Source organism: Clostridium sp., assembly GCF_036781005.1.
Classification (GTDB): domain Bacteria; phylum Bacillota; class Clostridia; order Clostridiales; family Clostridiaceae; genus Clostridium_B.
Map to the genome: position 1 here is coordinate 22,083 of NZ_DAIQBT010000002.1, position 19,214 is coordinate 41,296.

Here is a 19,214-nt window from a genome sequence, read left to right on the forward strand (position 1 = left end):
ATAGGATAAATTATAGCTGGAGGTGAAGAATAATTGGTTGTATTTTTAGATTTATTAATTTTGATAAATTTAATAGTAAATTTTTTTCTGTTATATATTACTGGAAGAACTTTAAAATTAAGGATAAATTTCAAACGAATATTTTTAGGGGCCTTTATAGGAAGTATATATACAATTACATTGATTTATCCTTGTTTGAGTGTTTTTTCTACCCTGTATTTTAAATTGATAGTGGCAATGGCATTGGTATACATTTCTTTTGGCAACAAAGGCATTATAACTGACTTCAAAATTTTATGTATATTTATGTTATACTCTATGCTTTTGGCAGGAACATGTATGTTTATTCAATATAATAGGTATTCCTATGCAGATAGTGCTATGATAATTAATTTTCCATACCAATGGCTTTTTATTGCACTTATGATATGTTATATAACCATAGACAGATTAGTAATTTACATTAAAGATAGAAGAGATTTGGCTTCATTGGTTTATGAAATAGATATTATATTTAAAGATGGAGAAAAAAAGGTAAAGGCTTTTTTAGATACAGGGAATGAATTAAGAGAACCGGCTACCAATTTACCTGTAGTGATAGTTGAAAAAGCTATATTTGATAGTGTGGATTTAGAACAATTTGGAAAATTCTATATACCCTATAGAGTTATAAATGGCTCCAGTGGGAAGCTTTTGGGTTTTAAACCAGATATAATAAAAATAAATTTTGGAAAGGAGGTAAAATATAGAGAAGTTATAGTTGCTCTTTGTCAGGATAAATTAAGTCAGCTCGATGATTATCATGCTCTTTTATCCAGAGGGGTAATATAATTAAAAACAATTGATAGTGGGGGATGACCATGTTTAAGTTAAAAATATTGTTAAACAGAATACTGACAAAATTTAAGTTTGTCATAAAAAATATATACTATATAGGGGGAAATGATGTACTACCTCCTCCTCTTAGCAAAAAGGAGGAGGAAGAGTTAGTATCCAGATTGGTCTCGGGAAATGAAAAGGTAAGATCAACTCTCATAGAAAGAAATTTAAGACTGGTAGTTTATATAGCCAGAAAATTTGAAAACACAGGAGTGAATGTAGAAGATTTGGTATCTGTAGGAACCATAGGGCTTATAAAAGCAGTAAATACCTTCAATCCTGAGAAAAAGATAAAATTGGCTACATATGCTTCAAGATGTATAGAAAATGAAATACTTATGTATTTGAGAAGAAATAGTAAAGTAAAAGCAGAAATTTCTTTTTATGAACCTCTAAATGTAGATTGGGATGGAAATGAATTATTATTGTCAGACATTTTAGGGACAGATAATGATGTGGTGTACAGTTTTATAGAAGATGAAGTGGATAAACAGCTTTTAGTTATTGCCATGAAAAAATTAAGTCATAGAGAAAAAGAAATAGTTAATTTAAGATTTGGTCTAAATGGCAAAAAGGAGAAGACTCAAAAGGAAGTAGCAGACTTACTTGGAATATCTCAATCTTATATTTCCAGACTTGAAAAGAGGATAATAAGAAGACTGAGAAAAGAAATAAATAAAATGTTATAAGTTTGTCTTTAGTATAAAATTCAGCGTCTTAGTAAATACTTAAAATGCTATATATTCTAAAGGGGCTGATTACATGATAATTAATAAGGTTGAAATTTGTGGCGTAAATACATCAAAATTGCCAGTTCTGAAAGAAAAGGAAATGAAGGAACTATTAATAAAAATGCAGCAGGGAGATAATGATGCCAGAGAAAAATTTATAAAAGGCAATTTAAGGTTGGTGTTAAGTGTAATACAGAGATTTAATAACAGAGGAGAAAATGTAGATGATCTATTTCAAGTAGGATGTATAGGGCTCATAAAGGCTATTGACAATTTTGATTTAAGTCAAAATGTTAAATTTTCCACTTATGCGGTGCCTATGATTATAGGAGAGATAAGAAGGTATTTGAGAGATAACAATTCAATAAGAGTGAGTCGTTCTCTTAGGGATATTGCATACAAAGCACTGCAGGTTAGAGATAAATTAATAAGAGAAAATAATAAAGAACCTACTATATCGCAAATAGCCAAAGAATTGGAATTACCCAGAGAGGAAGTGGTATTTGCACTGGATGCAATTCAGGATCCAGTATCTTTATTTGAACCCATATATCATGATGGAGGGGATGCAATTTATGTGATGGATCAAATAAGTGATACAAAAAATGTTGATGAAAATTGGCTTGAAAATATATCCATAAAAGAAGCCATGAAAAAGTTAAATGCCAGAGAAAAATTAATACTTAACCTAAGATTTTTTGACGGCAGAACTCAAATGGAGGTAGCACACGAAATAGGAATATCGCAGGCACAGGTTTCAAGATTGGAAAAAACCGCATTGAGGCATATGAGAAAGTATGTATAATGTTTTTAATTTAATATCTTGTTTATATTAATAAAAAGATGGAGGGATTACATATATGGAGTTACAAAAAGATTTATTTTCTTTAGCTAATTTAAAGGATATGGAAGTAATAGATATAAATACGGGAATAAAGTTAGGATTTATAAGGGATTTAAAAGTAAACTGCAAGGAACATAGGATAATATCCATTATTTTACCTTCTCAAACAGGTAAAGTATCTTTTTTTGGCAAGAATGAAGATTTGGAGGTGCCTTGGGATAATGTAAAAAAGATAGGGGTAGATGTGATTTTAATAGATGGAGAAAATATATCGAATAAAAAGTAATAATTTAGTAGAATTTTCGTCTGAAAAGTGTATAATTATTTATATACTATATTAAAAAGGACGTGAATAAAATTGAAATGCCCTTATTGTGGATATGGAGAAAGTAGGGTGGTAGATTCAAGAGCTACAGAGGATAAAATGGCTATAAGAAGAAGAAGAGAGTGTTTAAAATGTAATAAAAGATATACAACCTATGAAAAAATTGAAAATGTTCCGTTGCTTGTTATAAAGAAGAATATGAGTAGGGAATATTTTGACAGGACAAAAATATTAAATGGTCTTATGAAGGCATGTCAAAAGAGACCTGTTTCACGAAAACAGATTGAAGAGATAGCAGATGAGGTGGAGAAGAAAATAAGCAGCAGTGTGCTGACGGAAATAAATTCTTCTGATATAGGGGAAATGATTATGGAAAGTTTAAAAAAGGTAGATGAAGTATCTTATGTGAGATTTGCATCTGTATACAGACAATTCAAAGATATAAATACTTTTATGGAAGAGATAAAAAATTTGATTTCTAACAGATAAAGTGGTCAATACATATTTACCACTTATTTTTTTTACCCTGATTTGTTAAATCAAAGTTAAAAAAATATATATACCGCTATTATTTTATAAAGAATGTTAAAATATATTTAAATAAAGTTCATTATAAAGCTAAAAATATGGAGGATAATATGAAAAGAGTTTTAATTGAAGGATATGAGTTTATAAAGATAAATTTTCCAGGAGCATCGGCAGTATTTTCAACGGCTAAGAATAATTTGAATTTTAATAAGTCAGAAGACATAGGAAGAAAAAATATTAATAATTTGAAAGGTTGGTTCAATCTAAAAAATATAGGATATTTAAATCAGGTTCATGGATGCAACAGTATAATTTATAGAGGTAATTTGGAGGATGCAGATGGAATAATTACAAATGTGCCCCAGGAGGCTGTGGGAATATTCAATGCAGATTGTGTTCCCATACTTTTGTATGACAGAAAGGAAAAAGTTGTAGCAGCAGTCCACAGCGGATGGAGAGGAACACTATCTTGTATTGTTTTAAAAACTATAGAAAAACTTAAAAAAGATTTTAAAAGTGATCCCTGTAATATAGCAGCCTGTATAGGACCGCATATTTGCAGTTCTTGTTATGAGGTGGGGGAAGAGCTAATAGTTGAATTTAAAAATTCAGCTTTTTATAAAGATAAGCAGGTATTTAAAGGGAGAAATCTGAGTTTAAAAGAATGTATTTTGCATCAGCTAAAAGATAGTGGAGTGCCAGAGAAAAATGTAAATTCTTTGGATATTTGTACTTCCTGCAGTAGAGAATATGAATTATATTCTTATAGAAAAAATAGATATCAGGGAAGGCTTTTTTCTTTTATTTATCTTAACTCTGATGTAAAATAACAAACTTATGAATTAAGAACTGTGAACTGAGAATTGTGAACTGTGAATTGACAAAGGGGTGTAGTTATGTCAAAGGAAAAAATATTAATAGTAGATGATGAAGAACATATATGTGAACTTATAAAATTCAATCTTGAAAATAATGGCTATAAAACTGTTGTAGCTTTAGAGGGAATGGAAGCCTTAAAAATAGCAAAGGAGGAAAGACCCAAACTTATTTTGCTTGACGTTATGCTTCCTGGAATAGATGGATATGATGTATGTAAAGAAATAAGAAAAGATGAATTAATAGGTACCACTCCCATAATGATGATAACTGCAAGGGGAGAAGAACTTGATAAGGTTCTTGGATTAGAACTTGGAGCGGATGACTATATTACAAAACCTTTTTCTGTAAGAGAATTATTGGCTAGAGTGAAAGCTATACTTAGAAGAACTACCATAAAAACCTTAGATAAGTATTATGTGTTTGGAGATATAAGTATAGATTTTGACAGACATGAAGTGTTAAAAAACGGGGAAAAGGTAGAATTGACACTTAAGGAATTTGAACTTCTGCAGATGCTTATAAAAAATAAAGGAAGAGTTATGACTAGAGATTTTTTACTTGATAAGATATGGGGGTATGAATATGTAGGAGAAACTAGAACGGTAGATGTTCATATAAGGCATATAAGACAAAAAATAGAGAGCTGTGACAAAAAACCTAAATATATTGAAACCATACGTGGAATCGGTTATAGATTTAACTGGAAAGAGTAATGATATAAAATGAAAAAAAAGTTAATGTTGTCCATGGTATCCACCCTCATAGTTAGTATGATAATAGCTACTTTGCTGTTTATAGTCATCGAAAATCGTGAATATATAAAAAATATGAAAGATACTTTAAAGTTAAATAATGAAATTTTAATAAATATAATAAAAAATGAAAAAATAGAGGATAAAGGAGGCTTCTTTAAGAAAATTTTTTTAGATAAAGTTATGAGGGTAACTCTCATAGATAAGGATGGAAAGGTTCTTGGAGATTCTATGGCAGAGGAATATACCATGAGTAATCATAACTTAAGAAAAGAAGTAATGGAAGCCAGAAAGAATGGGATAGGGTATGATATAAGAACAAGTGATACCACTCATAAAAAAACATTATATTTTGCTACTCTCTTTGAAAATGGATATGTAATGCGGAGTTCATTAACTATGCAGACAATTAAAGGATTTGAGAATAATTATTTGAAATGTTACATATTTATAATGTTTTTTTCCATACTTATAGCCTTACTTTTTGCTTCAAGACTTTCAAAATCAATAGTAAAACCTTTGAAAAAACTTCAATACACTACCTTTAGTATAGCTAGTGGCAACTTAGATAAAAGGGTAAAAATTAATTCTAAAGATGAAATAGGAAATCTTAGCAAGACCTTCAATCATATGGCAGATAAGCTGGAAAGTACCTTAAAGGATTCCATAGATAAAACAAATAGACTAGAGGCTATACTAAAGAGCATGGATAATGGAGTTATAGCAGTAGACATCAGTTGTAAAATTATAATGATAAATCCCTATGCAAAAAAAATATTTGGAATCTCAAAAGATGTTATAGGAGAAAATTTAATGGATAGTATAAGGGATTTTGAATTAGAGGATGTATTTAAAAGTGTAAAAAAGGAATATAAAGAGATTAAAATATTAAGGCCTAAAGAGAGGGAACTTAGAATAAAAACAGATTACATTATAAATGGCAGTGAAAAAATAGGTATAGTGGCAGTAGTTCAAGATATAACAGATATAAGAAGATTAGAAAATATGAGATCACAATTTGTAGCTAACGTTTCTCATGAACTAAAAACTCCTCTTACATCTATAAAGGGATTTGCAGAAACTTTAAAATATGTGGAGGATTTAGAAAATAGAAATAAGTTTTTAAATATAATAGATGATGAAGCGGATCGTCTTACAAGACTTATAAATGATATACTTACCCTTTCACATATAGAAAGTAACGAAATGGATAAGACAGAGCTTATAGATATAAATGGAATAATAGATAATGTGTGTTATATGATGAAACCTTCTGCAGATAAGAAGCATATAACAATTAAGAAAATAGAATGTGATATGCCAGATATATGGGGGGATTCAGATAGATTTAAGCAGATGGTTATAAATTTAGTAGATAATGCAATAAAATATACTAATAATGAAGGACAGGTGAAAGTAGGTACGGCATTTGAGAACAATAACTGTTTAATACGGGTAGAGGATAATGGGGTAGGCATTTCAAAGAAACATCAGGAAAGATTGTTTGAGAGATTTTATAGAGTTGATAAAGCAAGATCCAGAAGCCAGGGGGGGACAGGGCTTGGCCTTGCCATAGTAAAACATATAGTTTTAAAATTTAGTGGCACTATAGAATTAGATAGTGAAATTGGCAAGGGTAGTAAATTTATAGTTAAAATTCCTATAGATCTTAATAATAAGCAAAGACCCTATAATTGAATAATTATATAAATTTAGTTTAACATCTGATATATTTTAAAATATTGGATGTTAATTTTAATTAACATAGCTATAATAAAGGATTAACTTTGGTGGAATATTATAAGTACTGTGGAAATTGAAGTTTGCTTTTTACATAAGGTTAAATCTTAAGGAGGTCTATATTATTATGAATATAAGAATAAGAAGAGGTTTTTTAGCCACTATGGCTGTTGTGCTGACTGTGGGAATATTTACAGGCTGCGGGGGAAACAATAGTAAGGAAGAAGGAGATAAGAGTAGTAAGGAAATTTCTGGATCAATAACGTTGGCAGGTTCTACTGCTCTTCAGCCCCTGGCAGAGCAAATAGGTAAGACATTTTCAGAAAAAAATCCCAAGGTAACAGTTAATGTTCAAGGAGGAGGAAGTGGTACTGGACTTAATCTGGTATTGCAGGGTACTTCCAATATAGGAAATTCCGATGTAACAGCAGAATCAAAGTTGGATGCAGACAAAGCAAAACAATTAGTGGATCATAAAGTTTGTGCCATAGGTTTTGCCGTAGTAGCAAATCCTAATGTAGGAGTTGATTCTCTAACTAAAGAACAAATACAGAAAATATTTACAGGAGAGATTACAAATTGGAAAGATGTAGGCGGTAGCGATATGAAAATAAATGTTATAAACAGAACTAAGTCATCAGGTACTAGAGCTACATTTAAAGATACTGTAATGGGTGGAAAAGAAGAAAAAGAAGGACTTGGAACAACACAGGATTCCAATGGAAATGTTGAAAATGCCATTAAAAGCACAGATGGAGCTATAAGTTATCTGGCACTATCTTATTTAACAGATTCAGTTAAGAATAATGTTAAAGCTTTAAAAATAGAAAATGTTGAAGCTTCTTCAGAAAATATAATTTCAGGCAAATATCCTTTCTGGTCTTATGAACATATGTATACAAAAGGGGAAGCTAAAGATGTGGCAAAGGAATATATAGATTATGTATTAAGTGATGAAAATAAAGAAACCATAAAAAAACTAGGATATATTCCTATGAATGATATGAAGTAGAAATTATTTTAGCTGGCTGTTTAGGCAGCCAGTTTGTTATAAAATAAAATTTTGAGGTCGGTAAATATGGAAAAAAAATCATTGTGGTTATCAAAAATGGTAAAGATAGAAAAAAGGTCTTTGTGGCATAAGCTGAGAACAGAATATATAGGCAGAGGTTTTGCTACATTTTGTGGAGTTATGATTATAGTTCTTACTTTAAGTATAATATTTTTTATAGCTTCAAAGGGTATGGCTACTTTTGTGAAAAGAGGGTATCCGCTGTGGGAATTTCTATTTAGTTCTAAATGGGCACCAGATGGAAGTGATCCAAAACTTGGAGCACTTATATTTTTTGCAGGATCTACTTTTGTTTCATTAGGGGCAGTTATAATAAGTGCTCCCATAAGTATAGCTCTTGCTGTATTTATGCATTACATATCTCCCAAGATAGGTTCTAAAGTACTGCAACCTTCACTGGAATTGTTTGTAGGTATACCCTCTGTAGTATATGGATGGATAGGATTTAGCGTGCTTATCCCATTTTTAAAAAACAGTTTTCATGGAATAGGATTTAGTTTAATAGCAGGTATATTGGTTTTAAGTATAATGATATTACCTACCATATCCAGCATATCTGCAGATGCGGTAAAAACTATTCCAAGAAGTTACATGGAGGCATCTTATGGATTGGGGGCAACCAGATGGCAGACCATAAGTAAGGTAATAGTTCCCTCTGCTAAAAATGGCATACTTACAGGAGTGGTATTAGGACTTGCCAGAGCTTTTGGAGAAGCTTTAGCAGTACAAATGGTAATAGGAAATACCATAAGGTTTCCAAAGAGTCTTTTAAGTCCTACATCCACAATGACCAGTATTTTAACCATGGATATGGGAAATACAGTGTCTGGAACGGCATGGAATGATGCATTGTGGTCTCTGGCATTATTTCTTTTAATAATTTCTTTTGTATTTATTTTAATAATAAAGGCTATCGGAAAAAGGAGTGAAGTTAAAAGATGAATGCTAAAATCAGAGATAAGGTATGGACTGGGGTTCTTTATGGATTGACTTTTTTTGTAGTACTTATTTTAATACTTCTTATAGGATATATATTAGTTAAAGGCATGGGATTTTTAAAACCCTCTTTTCTGTTTGGAGAAGCTAAATTTGGGGAATCTGGAGGGGGTATAGGACCACAGCTTTTTAATTCTTTTTATATGTTAATAGTGGCACTTATTATAAGTGTTCCTATTGGGATAGGAGCAGGAATATATTTATCCCAATATGCAAAGAAAGGGATATTTTTAAATATAGTAAGATTGTGTATAGAAACTATGGCATCATTGCCTTCTATTGTGGTTGGATTATTTGGACTTCTAATATTTGTAAATATGACAAATTGGGGTTTTACTCTTTTATCAGGAGCCTTTGCCATATCTGTACTTAATTTGCCCGCATTAACCAGGGTAAGTGAAAATGCCATAACTGCGGCAGCAGCCTCTGTAAAAGAAGCTAGTTTAGGCCTTGGTGCCACTAAATGGCAAACCATAAGCAAAGTAATTCTTCCATCGGCTATACCACAGATATCCACTGGTATAATACTTGCCGCAGGCAGGATATTTGGAGAGGCTGCAGCTCTTTTATATACTGCAGGTATGAGTGCACCTAAATTAAATTTTTCTTATATAAGCCTAATTGATAAAGGATCTGCTTTAAGTATAATGAGGCCTGCAGAAACCTTGGCAGTATATATATGGAAGTTGAATTCGGAAGGAATGGTACCTGATGCGGTACAGATAGCAAATAAGGCTTCTGCAGTTTTAGTAGTTATGGTATTGCTTTTTAATCTTGTAGCAAGGTTATTAAGTAGAAAGATATACGAATCATATACAGGAAAGAAATGAGGGGAGAATTGATGAATATAATAGAGACAGAAAACCTTGATTTATATTATGGTTCTAATCAAGCTCTTAAAAAGATAAATTTAGGCGTGGAAAAAAATTCTGTTACGGCTTTAATAGGACCTTCAGGATGTGGAAAATCAACTTTTTTAAGAACTTTAAACAGAATGAATGATTTAATAGATTCAGTTAAAATTGAAGGAGAAGTATTTTTTGAAGGGAAAAATATATATAGAGATTATGATATTATAGATTTAAGGAAAAGAGTAGGAATGGTGTTTCAAAGCCCTAATCCTTTTCCCATGTCCATATATGATAATGTATCCTATGGTCCAAGAATACATGGCATAAAGAAAAAAAGCATATTGGATGAATTGGTAGAAAATAGCTTGAGGGATGCTGCAATTTGGGATGAAGTAAAGGATAGATTAGATAGGAATGCCCTTGGTCTGTCTGGAGGACAGCAGCAAAGGTTGTGTATAGCAAGAACTCTTGCGGTACAGCCAGATGTGCTCTTAATGGATGAACCTACCTCCGCACTGGATCCTATATCTACATTGAGGATAGAAGAGCTTATGGATGTGTTGAAAAAGAAGTATACCATAATAATAGTAACTCATAATATGCAGCAGGCAGGGAGAATATCGGATTATACCGCCTTTTTCTTAAATGGGGAGATTATTGAAGCGGAAAAAACAGAAGATATCTTTTATAAACCCAAAGATAAAAGGACAGAGGATTACATTACAGGAAGATTTGGATAATTTTACTGAAAGTACTTTTTGAATATTTTAATATATGTAATAATATAATTAATAATTGAAAAGAGGTGGTTATTATGACCAGAAAGGCATTTGATTATGCATTGGAAGAAATGCATAATGATGTATTGAGAATGGGAAGTATGGTGGAAAAACAAATTCATCAGTGTATAGAGGCACTGGCCAAACAAGATGAGAAATTGGCAAAGGAGACCATAAAAAATGATGATTTGGTGGATAGTCTATATAGGGAAATAGAAGATAAATGTATAAAACTCACTGCAAAAGAACAGCCTCTGGCCATAGATCTAAGGACAATATTTACAACAGCCAGGATAATAACAGATCTTGAAAGAATGGCAGATCACGCTGTAGATATATCTAAAATAGCTATAAAACTTAAAGGCGAAAAATATGTCAAAAAATTGATAGATATAGGGAAAATGTCTAAAATAGTCAATGATATGATAAAAAGGGCATTGGATGCCTATGTAGACAGAAGTGTTGATGAGGCTTATGGAGCCTGTGAAATGGATGATGAAATAGATAGATTGTATAAACATGTATTTAAAGAATTAATAGAGATTATGAGTGAAGATAGTGATAAAATAAATCAAGTCACCCAGCTTTTATTTGTTTGTAAATATTTAGAGAGAATAGCGGATCATGTAACTAATATATGTGAGGGAACCATATATCTGGTTACAGGGGAACAAAAAGATTTAAATGAATAGTTTATATGGGGTTTAGGCTTTAAACTGTGACAGGGTTAAAGTCTTTTTTTTATTTAATTTTTATTAAATTTATGGTATACTTTATAAGGTCGAAAATGTATACTTTCAATGCCGGGAGGGATATAATGTTTACTTTTACTCCAAAAGAAGACAAGTTTTATGAGTTTTTTGTGCAAACTGCCAATATTGCCTATAAAGCTTCAAAAATGTTATTAGATTTTTTGGATGATCTTGAAAATTCAGAAGAAAATTTAAAAAAATTAAAAGAGGTGGAACATCAAGGAGACAAAAAACAACATGAACTATTAGAACAGTTAAACAGCACATTCATTACTCCATTTGATAGAGAGGATATATATATCATAGCAAAGGATACAGATGATATCATTGACCTTATAGAGTCTACAGCTAGTAGATTTGTTATGTTCAATGTAAATGAATGTACTGATGAGGCACGTAGTTTAAGTAAGATGATAGTTGATTGCTGTAAGGAACTTATTTCTATAATGGAAGAGTTAAAAAATATGAAAACAAGCAAACATCTAGCTAAAAGGATAATAGAAGTAAATAGGATAGAGGAACAGGGAGATATTCTTTCAAGAAAAGCTATCGGAGATATATTTAGAAGGGATATGGAAGTTATAGATGTTATAAAATGGAGAGAAATATATCAATATTTAGAAGATACTCTGGATGCTTGTGAGGATTTAGCTAATGTTATCGAAGGGGTAGTAATGAAAAATGCTTAGCAGTACTTTAATTTTAACGATAGTAATAGTAATAATTGCATTGGTATTTGATGTAATAAATGGTTTTCATGACAGTGCAAATGCCATAGCTTGTTGTGTATCTACTAGAGTTATGACACTCAAAAATGCAGTAGTAATGTCAGCTTTTTTTAATTTTATAGGAGCATTTATGAGTGTAAAGGTAGCACAAACTGTGGGAAAAGGTATAGTAGATCCCAATGATATTACTCAAAGTGTAATTATAGCAGCACTTTTAGGTGCTATAATCTGGAATTTAATAACCTGGTATTTTGGAATACCAAGCAGTTCTTCTCATGCATTAATAGGGGGCTTGGTTGGTTCTGCCATTATATATAAAAGTTCTTTTCTAATAATTAATTGGTGGAGTCTCTTTTTTGAAGTTATACTTTGGCTTATACTATCACCTATAATGGGATTTATAATAGGATTTGTATTTATGACTATTATGAATATGATTTTAAAAAATACAAGGCCCAGTACAGTAACTAAGATTTTTTCAAAAGCCCAGATATTTTCTGCCATGCTAATAGCTTTTAATCATGGGGGAAATGATGCACAAAAAACTATGGGAATTATAACCATGACTTTGGTTAGCACAGGCTTTCTTCAGGTATTTGCTGTTCCGTTATGGGTAAAAATTTGCTGTGCACTGGCTATGGCCTTAGGTACAAGCCTTGGCGGAAAGAAGATAATAAAAACTATGGGATGCAAAATGGCAAAGATGGCACCTGTAAATGGATTTTCAGCAGAAATGGGAGCTTCTACAGTAATATTTACTGCCACTATGTTTAATGCACCAGTTAGTACAACTCACATAATAACTACAGCAATAATGGGAGTTGGCGCATCTAAGAGATTGTCAGCAGTAAGGTGGGCTGTAGTGAAAGATATAGTTCTTGCGTGGATAGTCACCATACCTGGCTGTGCACTTATTTCAGGAGTTTTAGTATTTTTAATAGAATTAATTTAATTTTTAAAAATCTCTTCTATAAATAAATTTTAGAGAGATTTTTTATTTTTTTTTGCTTTATAGGTCTGGAACTTTAATAATTGACTAAATAGGTATATTAGAGTATATTCTAAGTGTGCAATCTGAACCTTAGAAAAACTTATTTGGATATGTAATATCGTATCTTTCTCTTTTTAAAATAGGGGTACTGACTACTTTTACTCTTTAGATAAAAATTTTAACTGGGAGTTGTATGCATGAAAAATAAAATCAAGGCAATTAAATGTGGAAGTATTGCTGAAGAAATGGAAATAGAAGTGGGAGATTATCTCCTATCCATTAATAATGTAAAAGTTAAAGATATTATAGATTATAAATTTCTCATAAGTGATGACTATGTGGAAGTGGAAATTCAAAAGGAAGATGGAGAAATATGGACTCTGGAAATAGAAAAAGAATATGATGAAGATTTGGGGGTAGAATTTGAAGATGCAATTTTGGATAAACCTAAAAGTTGCCATAATAAGTGCATTTTTTGCTTTATAGATCAAATGCCAAAGGGGATGAGAGAGACTCTTTATTTTAAAGATGATGACTCAAGGCTGGCATTTTTACAAGGTAATTTTGTCACTTTAACTAATATGAAGAAAGAGGATATAGACAGGATAATTAAATATAAAATAAGTCCTATAAATGTATCAGTACATACTACCAATCCCAAATTGAGAGTTAAAATGATAAACAACAGATTTGCTGGAAAAATATATAAACTGCTAAAGAAGCTTACAGAAAATCATATAAAAATAAATTGTCAAATAGTATTGTGCCCTAGTATAAATGACGGGGTGGAACTTAGAAAAACCATAGAGGATCTCTATAAATTATATCCCCAAGTGGAAAATGTGGCAGTAGTACCTGTAGGAATTACAAAATATAGACAGGGACTTTTTCATTTAAAACAATATGATGAAAATTCGGCTAAAGAACAATTAGAGATTGCAGAAGAACTTCAGAAAAAATATATAAAAGAAATAGGAGTTCCCTTTGTAAGATTTTCAGATGAGTTTTACATTGTTTCACATAAAGAAATTCCCTCTGCTCAATTTTATGAAAATTACAAGCAGTTAGAAGATGGAGTTGGAATGGTAAGGATTTTTAGGGACAATATAAAAAATGGACTTAAAAATTTAAATTTAGGAGCTAAGGGGTCCTTTACTTTTATAACAGGAGATCTAGCCTATGAGGAAATAAAAAATGCAGCAAAAAAAATAATGAAAACAAATCCTAATATAATAATCCATGTAAAAAAGATAATAAACAATTTCTTTGGTAACACTATAACTATAGCAGGACTTGTTACTTCAGAGGATATATTAGAACAACTTCAGTGTGAAGATTTAGGTAATTATTTGATTATACCAGAGTGCATGCTGAGAAAGGGCTATGAACTTTCGGAGTCAAATAAAAGAGTATTTTTAGATGATGTAACTTTAGAAGAATTAGAAAATTCTTTAAATAGAAAAATACTTGTATGCGATTATACAGGAAAAGATTTAATACAGACTATAAATGAAAACAGTGAGGTGGAATAATTAATGGGAAAACCAATAGTGGCTATAGTAGGAAGACCTAATGTAGGAAAGTCTACATTATTTAATAAGCTTGCAGGAAAAAGAATATCTATAGTGGAGGATACCCCGGGAGTCACAAGAGACAGGGTATATGCTCAGGCAGAGTGGCTCAACTATAATTTTACCATAATTGATACAGGGGGAATTGAACCTGAAAATAATGATGTAATAATTGCAAAAATGCGAAGACAGGCACAGGTGGCTATAGAAACTGCAAATGTAATAATATTTATAGTAGATGGAAGAGAGGGGCTTACTGCAGCGGATAAAGAAGTGGCTCAAATGCTTAGGAAGAGTAAAAAACCTGTGGTGCTTGTAGTAAATAAAATAGATAATATAAAGCAGGAAAATTACATATATGAGTTTTACAACCTTGGAATAGGGGAACCTATATCCATTTCTGCATCACAAGGACTGGGACTTGGAGATATGCTGGATAAATTAGTGGAAAATTTTAAAAATCAAGGTAATGAAGATGAAGACAGCGAATATATAAAAATAGCATTTATAGGGAAGCCTAATGTAGGAAAGTCTTCTATTATAAATAAACTTTTAGGAGAAGAAAGGGTAATAGTAAGTGAAATTCCAGGTACTACTAGAGATGCTATAGACAGTTATTTAGAAACAGAAGAAGGGAAATTTTTATTGATAGATACTGCTGGTGTTAGAAGAAAAAGCAAAGTTAAAGAAGAAATAGAAAAGTATAGTGTTATAAGGACATACACCGCAGTGGAAAGAGCCGATGTATGTATGCTTATATTAGATGCTACTCATGATATAAGTGAACAGGATGAAAAAATAATAGGGTATGCCCATGAGTTAAATAAGGCCATAATGATTGTAATTAATAAATGGGATTTAATAGATAAGGACACTAAAACTGTAAATAAATACAAGACCAGTATAGGCAATAGTCTTTCATTTATGTCATATGCACCGTATCTATTTATTTCTGCTAAAACAGGTCAAAGGGTAAATAGAATTTTTAAAATGGTAAGACAGTGTTATGATAATTATTGCAAGCAGATAAAAACAGGAATTTTAAACGACATAATAGGTAAGATAGTAATGATGAAAGAGCCTCCTGTGATAGGTAATAAAAGATTGAAGATTTATTATGTGACACAAATAGGAACAAAACCTCCTACTTTTGTGTTTTTTGTAAATGATCCTAAGTGTATTCATTTTTCCTACAGAAGGTATATTGAAAATCAATTGAGAGATAGTTTTGATTTTACTGGAACTGGCATAAAATTAGAATTTAGGGAAAGGAAGGAATAGCTTATGTGTTTATCGGTATCTTTTTTGGGAGGGGGAAGTTTTGGAACGGCTCTTTCAGTGATGCTTGGCAAAAAAGGGATAAAAGTAAATTTGTGGGATAGAAAATCAAACATAGTAGAAGATATAAATGTAAAAAGAGAAAATATACAGTATCTTCACGGAGTAGTAATTCCAGAGAGGGTGAAGGCTTCCTGTGATGCAGAAGAAGTTATAAAAGCAGGAGATGTTTTAGTTTTGTCAGTACCTTCTCAAGCGGTGAGAGAGGTTTGCAGAAATTTCAAAAAATTCATAAAAGAAGATCAAATAATAGTAAATATAGCAAAGGGAATAGAAGAAGAAAGCACAAAGAGACTTTCAAGGGTTATTGAGGAAGAATTGCCTAAAAATAAGATAGTAGTACTTTCAGGACCAAGTCATGCAGAAGAAGTAGCAAAGGATATACCCACCACAGTAGTGGTATCTTCAAAGTATATGGAATATGCTGAAAAAATTCAAGATTTATTTATGACAAAAAAATTCAGAGTGTATACAAATGAAGATATTGTGGGAGTGGAAATTGGAGGCGCAGTTAAAAATATAATTGCCCTAGCTGCAGGAATTTCCGATGGAATAGGATATGGAGATAATTCTAAAGCTGCACTTATGACAAGGGGTATTGCGGAAATAATGAGAATTGGAGAAAAATTGGGTGGAAAAAGGGAGACTTTTACGGGACTCACAGGTATAGGTGATCTTATAGTTACCTGTACAAGTATTCACAGTAGAAATAGAAAAGCGGGTATGCTTATAGGAAAGGGTATACCTGTAAAAGAGGCAGTAGAGCAAATAGGAATGGTGGTGGAGGGAATAAAGGCCTGTAATGCCTTTTATATGCTAAAAGAAAAATTGGGAGTACAAATGCCCATAACAGATTCACTTTATAAAATATTATTTCAGGAAAAAGAACCTAAGTATATTGTATATGAATTGATGAGTAGAGACAAGAAAAGTGAGATATATTAATATATGATGTCCCTGATTATCTGCAATCACATAAATTTCACATAGATTTTTGATATTTATACAACAAACAAAAGTTATAATTTTCTACATAGTATAACTTGCATTGTGAATGTAGGTAAAAAAGGAGTGAATTTTAATGAATAGAATGAAGTTGGCGGATAAGATAAAGTTTACAAAAGAAAATGTGGCACTGATATTAATTGTACTACTTTCTTCTGTATTGAATTTTGTGAATTTAAGTATAGAAGGCTATGGAAATTCCTATTATGCTGCGGCTGTAAAAAGTATGACAATGAATTTAAAAAATTTTTTCTTTGTATCTTTTGATCCGGCAGGTTTTGTATCTATTGATAAACCGCCTCTGGGTTTTTGGATTCAAGCTATATTTGCTAAAGTATTTGGATTTAGCGGTGTTAGTATAATTTTGCCTCAGGCTTTAGCAGGAGTAGTTTCCGTCATATTAATTTATTTTATTGTAAAGAGAGCCTTTGGAGGCATAGCTGGACTCATTTCCGCATTATGTCTTGCAATAACTCCAATATTTGTAGCTGCAAGCAGAAATAATACAATAGATAATATGCTTGTGATGGTTTTATTATTGGCATGTCTTGCACTTTCTGTGGCTGCGGAAAGAGGAAAATTTAAATATCTTATAATAAGTATGGTACTTGTAGGGGTAGGATTTAATGTGAAAATGCTTCAGGCTTATATGGTAGTTCCTGCATTGTACATAACATATCTTCTTGCTACAAATGTTTCTGTTAAAAAGAGGATAGTCCATCTTGTAGTTAGTACTTTTGTGCTTGTAGCAGTATCATTATCCTGGGCATTAATTGTAGATTCTGTGCCTGCTGCGAATAGACCTTATGTAGACAGCAGTACTAATAATACTGTTATGGAACTTATAGTAGGCCATAATGGAACAGAGAGACTATCCCTTAGTTCATCTAGTAAGGGCATGGGTGGAGGAGCACCAGGAGAAAAGGGACAAACTCCTCCACAGTTTAAGGAAGGTTCAAGTTCTAAAACATCCAATGATTATAATTCTACAGGATCTTTTGGGCAATTTTCTGGAAATTCAGGCGGTAAGGATGGGGGAAATGGGGAACCTCCTAATTCCAATAATGGAGATAGGAATATGGATGGCGATGCAGGAGGACAAGGTTTTGGAGGTGGAAATACTCAAGAAGGAGTGCAGTCTAGTACCTTTGGAGGCCAGGCTACTCAAGGAGTTACCAGGCTATTTTCAAAAAATACACTTTCAGATCAGATATGCTGGTTTATACCTCTTGCCGTATTTGGATTTATAGCTGCAGCTATGAAAGAAAAGTTAAGACTGAAATTGGATAATAGTAGAAAACAAGCATTGGCTCTATGGTTTATGTGGTTCTTACCTGTTTTTGTATATTTCAGTTTTAATACAGGCACATTTCATTCCTATTATTTGACTATGCTAGCACCTCCAACTGCAGCACTTGCAGGAATAGGAATTACTTCAATGTGGGGATTTTACAGAGAAGGAGGCTGGAAAAGCTGGCTTTTACCTGCAGCACTATTAGTTAATGGAGGTATTCAATTATTGGTAGCCAGTTATTTTACAAGTTATTCAAGTATTGTTAAGGTGCTTATGATATGCATAGCAGTTCTATGTATAATACCTTCAATAATATTAGGTGCATTGAATGTGTTAAAATCTATAAAAACCATTAGACAAAATGAAATAATGAGGATGAAAAGAATTCTTGTAGGAATATCAATTGTAGGACTTTTGATAACACCCCTTACAGGATCTTCTCAGGTACTATTTAATAAATTGAACGGCTCTTTCCCAGAAGCAGGATTGCAACTTCTATCTTCAAAACAACAATCAGGTCCTGGACAACAGGGAGATTCTAAAGGTAATCCACAGGATAATATAAGTGGCAGTGATTCAAAACTTATAGAATTTCTGCTTAAAAACAAGACAAATGAAAAATATTTGCTTGTGGTTTCATCCTCCACTGATGCCTCAGATATAATATTAAATACAGGAGAAGCTGTCATGTCTCTTGGAGGATTTATGGGAAATAATAAGGCAATTACCCTAGATGAGTTTAAAAAATTAGTAAAAAACGGAGATATAAGGTATGTAATGGTAGGAGATTCAAAAGGAGGCAATTCCTCTAGCAGTGAAATTATGAGCTGGGTTCAACAAAATGGAAAAGTAGTCTCTTCAAGTGAATATAGTGATTCAGTGCAGTCTACTACTGAATCATCAAATACGCAAAGCAGTACAAACTTAAAAAATTCACAGGGAATGGGAGGAAGAGATTCTCAAAAGCAGCTATATGATTTAAAAGAATATAGAAACAGCTTATAAGGAAAAAAATTTAAATATAGATGTGTAAATTCAAGGGGAGAAAATCATGGCAATGAATTTCCCCTTGAATATTTTTGCCTTATTTGCTTGAAATCACTAGGGTTTATGGACAGCTTTTTAAAGATATGGTAAAATGGGGGCGTTAAAATGTTTT

Annotated in this window: 19 protein-coding genes; all 19 read left to right on the forward strand. The window is 31.9% G+C overall.

Annotated elements, in window-relative coordinates:
* Positions 1-33: 33 nt before the first annotated feature.
* The gene (spoIIGA, locus tag V7Q02_RS00890; protein WP_333859070.1) at positions 34-831 is read left to right on the forward strand and encodes a sigma-E processing peptidase SpoIIGA; all 798 of its coding nucleotides are present in this window, start codon (positions 34-36) and stop codon (positions 829-831) included.
* 29 nt (positions 832-860) lie between these two features.
* A complete protein-coding gene (sigE, locus tag V7Q02_RS00895) occupies positions 861-1,568 on the forward strand; it encodes an RNA polymerase sporulation sigma factor SigE (protein ID WP_333859071.1) in 708 nt (235 codons plus the stop codon).
* A 73-nt stretch (positions 1,569-1,641) separates the two neighbouring features.
* Positions 1,642-2,415 carry an RNA polymerase sporulation sigma factor SigG gene (gene sigG, locus V7Q02_RS00900; protein ID WP_333859072.1) on the forward strand — a complete coding sequence of 258 codons (774 nt, stop codon included), beginning with the start codon at positions 1,642-1,644 and terminating at the stop codon, positions 2,413-2,415.
* Positions 2,416-2,470: 55 nt separating this feature from the next.
* A complete protein-coding gene (locus tag V7Q02_RS00905; RefSeq protein ID WP_333859073.1) occupies positions 2,471-2,740 on the forward strand; it encodes a YlmC/YmxH family sporulation protein in 270 nt (89 codons plus the stop codon).
* 72 nt (positions 2,741-2,812) lie between these two features.
* Positions 2,813-3,268, forward strand: coding sequence for a transcriptional regulator NrdR (gene nrdR / locus V7Q02_RS00910; protein ID WP_333859074.1), 456 nt, complete (start codon positions 2,813-2,815; stop codon positions 3,266-3,268).
* A 149-nt stretch (positions 3,269-3,417) separates the two neighbouring features.
* Positions 3,418-4,137, forward strand: coding sequence for a peptidoglycan editing factor PgeF (gene pgeF / locus V7Q02_RS00915; RefSeq protein WP_333859075.1), 720 nt, complete (start codon positions 3,418-3,420; stop codon positions 4,135-4,137).
* 66 nt (positions 4,138-4,203) lie between these two features.
* Entirely contained in the window at positions 4,204-4,899 is a 696-nt protein-coding gene (locus tag V7Q02_RS00920; protein WP_333859076.1) for a response regulator transcription factor, read from the forward strand.
* 9 nt (positions 4,900-4,908) lie between these two features.
* Positions 4,909-6,636 (forward strand): two-component system histidine kinase PnpS, encoded by a 1,728-nt coding sequence (gene pnpS / locus V7Q02_RS00925; protein WP_333859077.1) that lies wholly within the window; start codon positions 4,909-4,911, stop codon positions 6,634-6,636.
* 169 nt (positions 6,637-6,805) lie between these two features.
* Positions 6,806-7,690 carry a phosphate ABC transporter substrate-binding protein gene (locus V7Q02_RS00930; RefSeq protein WP_333859078.1) on the forward strand — a complete coding sequence of 295 codons (885 nt, stop codon included), beginning with the start codon at positions 6,806-6,808 and terminating at the stop codon, positions 7,688-7,690.
* A gap of 96 nt (positions 7,691-7,786) precedes the next feature.
* Entirely contained in the window at positions 7,787-8,692 is a 906-nt protein-coding gene (pstC, locus tag V7Q02_RS00935; protein WP_333859190.1) for a phosphate ABC transporter permease subunit PstC, read from the forward strand.
* Complete coding sequence (gene pstA, locus V7Q02_RS00940; protein ID WP_333859079.1) at positions 8,689-9,576, forward strand: phosphate ABC transporter permease PstA; 888 nt, start codon at positions 8,689-8,691, stop codon at positions 9,574-9,576. The genes pstC and pstA overlap by 4 nt, the downstream gene beginning before the upstream one ends.
* Positions 9,577-9,587: 11 nt before the next feature.
* Positions 9,588-10,337, forward strand: coding sequence for a phosphate ABC transporter ATP-binding protein PstB (gene pstB, locus V7Q02_RS00945; RefSeq protein ID WP_333859080.1), 750 nt, complete (start codon positions 9,588-9,590; stop codon positions 10,335-10,337).
* A 74-nt stretch (positions 10,338-10,411) separates the two neighbouring features.
* Positions 10,412-11,068, forward strand: coding sequence for a phosphate signaling complex protein PhoU (gene phoU, locus V7Q02_RS00950; protein ID WP_333859081.1), 657 nt, complete (start codon positions 10,412-10,414; stop codon positions 11,066-11,068).
* Positions 11,069-11,193: 125 nt separating this feature from the next.
* The gene (locus tag V7Q02_RS00955) at positions 11,194-11,817 is read left to right on the forward strand and encodes a DUF47 domain-containing protein (protein ID WP_333859082.1); all 624 of its coding nucleotides are present in this window, start codon (positions 11,194-11,196) and stop codon (positions 11,815-11,817) included.
* A complete protein-coding gene (locus V7Q02_RS00960; RefSeq protein ID WP_333859084.1) occupies positions 11,810-12,808 on the forward strand; it encodes an inorganic phosphate transporter in 999 nt (332 codons plus the stop codon). The genes V7Q02_RS00955 and V7Q02_RS00960 overlap by 8 nt, the downstream gene beginning before the upstream one ends.
* Before the next feature lie 236 nt (positions 12,809-13,044).
* Positions 13,045-14,379, forward strand: coding sequence for a DUF512 domain-containing protein (locus tag V7Q02_RS00965; RefSeq protein WP_333859085.1), 1,335 nt, complete (start codon positions 13,045-13,047; stop codon positions 14,377-14,379).
* A 3-nt stretch (positions 14,380-14,382) separates the two neighbouring features.
* A complete protein-coding gene (gene der, locus V7Q02_RS00970) occupies positions 14,383-15,699 on the forward strand; it encodes a ribosome biogenesis GTPase Der (protein ID WP_333859086.1) in 1,317 nt (438 codons plus the stop codon).
* Between the two features lie 3 nt (positions 15,700-15,702).
* A complete protein-coding gene (locus V7Q02_RS00975) occupies positions 15,703-16,701 on the forward strand; it encodes an NAD(P)H-dependent glycerol-3-phosphate dehydrogenase (protein ID WP_333859087.1) in 999 nt (332 codons plus the stop codon).
* Between the two features lie 136 nt (positions 16,702-16,837).
* The gene (locus tag V7Q02_RS00980; protein WP_333859088.1) at positions 16,838-19,060 is read left to right on the forward strand and encodes a glycosyltransferase family 39 protein; all 2,223 of its coding nucleotides are present in this window, start codon (positions 16,838-16,840) and stop codon (positions 19,058-19,060) included.
* Positions 19,061-19,214 lie beyond the last annotated feature (154 nt).